A 372-nucleotide genomic window follows, 5' to 3' on the forward strand; every position below is an offset into this window, starting at 1 on the left:
CTACACCTTTCCATGAATGTCGCACTTATTATCTGAAATCGGGAGCTATTAATTAGATCTTGCTGTTTGGCTAAACGCTCAATAATGTCGGCAAAACTATCTGGGGCACTAAAGAACATTCCACCGCTTACGGACTGGTCGTAATCTTTTTTGATATCTTCTAACAGCCGCCCCGTTGGAATTAACACCAACGCACCGGAAAGAATGGCTTCAAAGGAAACACCTCGAGTAGCCCACCTTGCCGACTTCATAGCTACCACGTCTTGTAGTGCTTCCATGTTTTGGTATGAGCCTTCATGGAGATTGTGCAGAATGCAGTCTACATCGTACCAATGTCTGGACAACCGCACCGTATCAAGCGGGTTTTCTTGC

Annotated in this window: 1 pseudogene; it reads right to left on the bottom strand. The window is 45.7% G+C overall.

The features are described 5' to 3' along the window. Positions 1-278, bottom strand: a pseudogene (locus tag NOG12_RS13315) (hypothetical protein); the annotation flags it as partial. Between the last annotated feature and the right edge of the window lie 94 nt (positions 279-372).

This window comes from Pseudidiomarina fusca (assembly GCF_032227045.1).
Lineage (GTDB): Bacteria > Pseudomonadota > Gammaproteobacteria > Enterobacterales > Alteromonadaceae > Pseudidiomarina > Pseudidiomarina fusca.